Here is a 4,154-nt window from a genome sequence, read left to right on the forward strand (position 1 = left end):
GACGGTCAGCGCTGCACGCCCAGCACCGACGCCTCGACACCGGTGGTGTCCCACGCACCCCCGGTGGACTGCAGCACCGACCCGTCCGACATCCGGAGCAGCAACGCACTGCCGCTCCCCCCGGCGATCCCCGTGGCCCGCCCGTCCGGCTTGGCGAGCGTGTCCCACTGGCCGCCGACGGTGGTGCGGACGACGCTCGAACCGGCGCTGGTGCGTCCGACCGAGGCGACGTCGAGCTCGTCGACCCAGGCGGCTCCGACGGGGTCGCCCTCGGCGGCCTGCACCCGGACCGGCGGTCCGAGGGAGGTCGGTGCCCGGTCCGACCCCCGGGTGATCGCGACGACGTAGAGCGCTGCCCCGTCGTCGGTGTCGAGCAGGGCCAGGGCGCGCGTCGAGTCGCGGGACACCTGGAACGACACGAGTTTCCCGTCCGGCAGGGTCGAGGTGACGGTGTGCGGGTCGCCGCCGAGGCCGTAGGCGGTGATCGACCGGGTGTCCGACCGCTGGGCGACCCAGACGAAGCCCTGGTCGTCGATGCTCGGGGCGACCAGGTCCTCCCGGGTGTCGATGCGGAGGGGGGCCTTGCCGGACCGGACGACGAACACGCCGTCGTCGTTGCCCACGGCGGCGACCGAACCGGAGGCAGAGAGGGCCAGGGACTGCGGTCGGAGTCCGGCGATGCGGTCGCTGAGGCCGCCGCCGAGCGCGGTGACGTCCCCGGTGCCGGCCGTCGCGTACCCGGTGACCCGGTCCTGCACGACGAGTGGACGGGCGTCGACGTCGGGGTTGCGTTGCGCGCTCGTACCGCTGGAGTCGGGCAACGGGACGGGGACGCCCTCGACCGTGAGGTCGACCGACGAGATCGTGGCGACGGAGGAGAGCGAGTCGGTGAGCTGTTCGCGCATCCGGACCTTCTCGACCGTGTTCGCCCGGAGCGCCTCGCTCGACAGGTCGACCTGCGCGCTGCCGCTCTCGATCGTGACGGCGTTCAGCGAGAGCTGCGTGCCCTCGGGGAACGAGGACACGACCGAGCCCTCGAGCCACTCGGCGGGTCCGGCGAGCAGGGCGCTGACGATGCGGGTGCTCGTCGAGGACCGGGCCAGGAACCACCGTTCGTCGGGGACGAGGAACCGGTAGGTCGGGTCATAGAAGTACAGGGCGTGCGGTTGGAACACCGAGGTGAAGTTGACCGGCGACAGGATGATCCCGTCGGGGGCGTAGCTGATGCGCCACTGGCCGTCCTCGCGGACGAACTGGAACGTCAGCGTCGAGGACGTCGGCCGGACGGCCTGGGTGTACTCGCCGTCGGCGTCGACCGAGGCACTCGCCGTCAGGGTGTAGGTGAGTTCCTCGTCCCCGACCCGTTCGACGTCGCCGTCGCCCTGCCGGATGGTGACGCCCTGGCGCGGGTTCCACTTCTGCGAGAACCCGCTGCTGAGGAACTCGCGGGCGACCGCGTAGTCGTTCTGGGCACCGGTGGCGGCGTCGATGAACTGCGTGAGCAGGTCGGTCTGGTTCGCGCCGTCCTCCGGTCCGGTGGGGCGGTAGTCGACGCCGCCCGTGGGCGACTCGTCGGTGATCGACTGCCCGGAGCGGACCGGCCCGCCGGTCGGGATCGCGGCACAGGCGGTGGCGAAGAGCAGCGTCACGGCGGCGAGCGCGGCCGTGAGCACGAGCCGGAGGCGCGTGGTGCGGGTCCGTCGGTCGGTCCGGGTCGTGCCGGTTCCTCCGTGGCGCTCGGTCCGGGTCATGCCGGCTCCTCCGTTCCGGTCGGTCCCTCGTAGGACTCGTCGAGTGCGGGCAGCGGGATCGCGGAGGTCGGCGGGGCCTCACTGCTCCGGCGGGGCAGGGTGAGCACGAACGCGGACCCCTCGCCCGGACGGGACCACACGTCGATGCGGCCGCCGTGCAGCTGGGCGTCGCCGAGGCTGATGGCGAGCCCGAGTCCGGTGCCGCCGATGGTGCGCTTGCGGCTCGGGTCGGCGCGCCAGAAGCGGTCGAACACGCGGGCGGTGTCCTCGGCCGGCATCCCGACTCCTCGGTCACGCACCGCGATGGCGACGGACCGGGAGTCGCTGTCGACCACGACGTCGACCGGGCGGCCGTCGCCGTGCTCGATGGCGTTGCCGACGAGGTTCCGGAGCACCCGGCGGATCCGGCGGGCGTCGAGCTGCATGGTGGTGTGTCCGCCCGGGGTGGCCAGGCGCAGTTCGATCTCGGCACGGTCGGCGAGCGGGCGGAACTCCTCGACGATGTCGGCGGCGAGTGCGGCGGGGACGACCGGTTCGGTCTCGAGCTCGACGGCCTGCGCGTCGTACCGGGAGATCTCGAGCAGGTCGGCGAGCAGCAGTTCGAACCGGTCGACCTGGGCGTGCAGCAGTTCCGCGGAGCGGGCGACGGACGGCTCGAAGGCGTGGCGGGCGTCGAACAGCAGGTCTCCGGCCAGGCGGATCGTCGTCAGCGGGGTGCGGAGCTCGTGCGAGACGTCGGACACGAAGCGCTGCTGGACGCGCGAGAGCTCGGCCAGCTGGGTGATCTGTCGGCTGACGGCGTCGGCCATGTCGTTGAAGCTCCGGGCCAGCGTGGCGATGTCGTCCTCGCCCCGGACCGGGATGCGTTCGTCCAGGCGGCCGGCGGCGATCTTGCGGCTGGTCTCGGCAGCGCCGCGGATCGGGACGACGACCAGGCGCACCACGAGCGAGGTGACGAGGGCGATGAGCACGATGAGGGCGACACCGCCGATCGACAGGGTCTGCGACACGAAGTCGAGCGTCTGCTGGGCATCGGACAGGTCGTACACGATGTACAGCTCGTACTGCCCGGCGCTCGGGATCTGCAGGGTGGACCCGACGGCGAGTCCCGGGCCCCGGCCGCCCGGCCCGTCGAGCCGCACGGGCTGCAGGCTGAGCTCGCCGGTGTCGGCGGCGACCCGTTTCCGCAGGTCGTCGGTGATCACGGAGTCGGGGAACCCGTAGCTGGCGACGTTCTGCAGGATCTGCGGGGTCCGGGCTCCCGGTGTCCGTTCGATCGCGATGCTCGTCCCACCCGGACTGGTCGTGTTCGAGAGGATCGCGTTCTGCGCCTCGCTCTGCAGCGACTCGAGTTCGGTCTGGTTGTTGTCCTCGGCCGCGGTCGCCGCGTCGAAGATGTTCTGCGCGACGATCGTCGCGCGCGCCGACTCGGCCTCGATCTGGTCGCGGCGCTGCGCGTAGACGTTGTTCGAGATGCTCACCATGACCGCGGTGCCGATCACGGCGACGGCGAGCCCGGTGGTCGCGACGGTGATCGCGGCGGAGCGGACCATCAGCGAGCGACGCCAGAGGTACGCGATCCCGCGCCAGATCCGGCGGAGCCAGGTGCGCACCCGCCGGCGCACGCGGCGGAACGGCGCCGGGGCCGACGACGACGGCACGGACGTCAGCTCTGCGCGCCGGCCCGGTACCCGACCCCGCGGACGGTGGTCACGATGCGCGGGTTGTCCGGGTCGTGCTCGATCTTGGCGCGGAGGCGCTGCACGTGCACGTTCACCAGGCGGGTGTCCGCCTTGTAGTGGTAGCCCCAGACCTGCTCGAGGAGCATCTCGCGGGTGAACACCTGGCTGGGCTTCTCGGCGAGCGCCCGGAGCAGGTCGAACTCCAGCGGGGTGAGGGCGATGGCGGCGTCGCCCCGGCGGACCTCGTGCCCGGGGACGTCGACGACCAGGTCACCGACGTGCAGGACGGTCGCGTCGGTCGCGGTCGGCCGCAGGCGGGTCCGGATCCGGGCGACGAGCTCCTTCGGGTTGAACGGCTTCACGACGTAGTCGTCGGCACCGTTCTCGAGCCCGGCGACGACGTCGGCAGTGTCGCCCTTGGCGGTGAGCATGATGATCGGGGTGCCGCTCTCGGCCCGGATGCGACGGCACACCTCGATGCCGTCGATGCCCGGCAGCATGACGTCGAGCAGCACGAGGTCGGGCTTCGTCGCGTGGAACGCCTCGACGGCGTCGTTGCCGTCGGCACTGAAGTCGGGCTCGTAGCCCTCCGACCGGAGGACGATGCCGATCATCTCGGCGAGGGCCTGGTCGTCGTCGACGACGAGGATGCGCGGTGTCATGGGATGCGGACTCCGGAGGGCAGGGTGGGCACCCAGGGACGGGTGCTCTCCGCTCACGA

General features: G+C 72.0%; 3 protein-coding genes. All 3 read right to left on the reverse strand.

The features are described from left to right. Positions 1 to 5: 5 nt before the first annotated feature. From QL987_RS16680 to mtrA, 3 genes are read right to left on the reverse strand one after another with little or no spacing between them, the layout of a single operon-like run. Positions 6 to 1,751: an LpqB family beta-propeller domain-containing protein gene (locus QL987_RS16680; protein WP_290158772.1), complete on the reverse strand. Its 1,746-nt coding sequence runs from the start codon at positions 1,749 to 1,751 to the stop codon at positions 6 to 8. After that, positions 1,748 to 3,412, reverse strand: coding sequence for an MtrAB system histidine kinase MtrB (gene mtrB, locus QL987_RS16685; RefSeq protein WP_253463507.1), 1,665 nt, complete (start codon positions 3,410 to 3,412; stop codon positions 1,748 to 1,750). Before mtrB ends, QL987_RS16680 begins: the two co-directional genes overlap by 4 nt. 5 nt (positions 3,413 to 3,417) lie before the next feature. After that, positions 3,418 to 4,095: an MtrAB system response regulator MtrA gene (gene mtrA / locus QL987_RS16690; RefSeq protein WP_110904734.1), complete on the reverse strand. Its 678-nt coding sequence runs from the start codon at positions 4,093 to 4,095 to the stop codon at positions 3,418 to 3,420. Positions 4,096 to 4,154 lie beyond the last annotated feature (59 nt).

The sequence above is a fragment of the Curtobacterium sp. APC 4022 genome (assembly GCF_030407555.1).
Lineage (GTDB): Bacteria > Actinomycetota > Actinomycetes > Actinomycetales > Microbacteriaceae > Curtobacterium.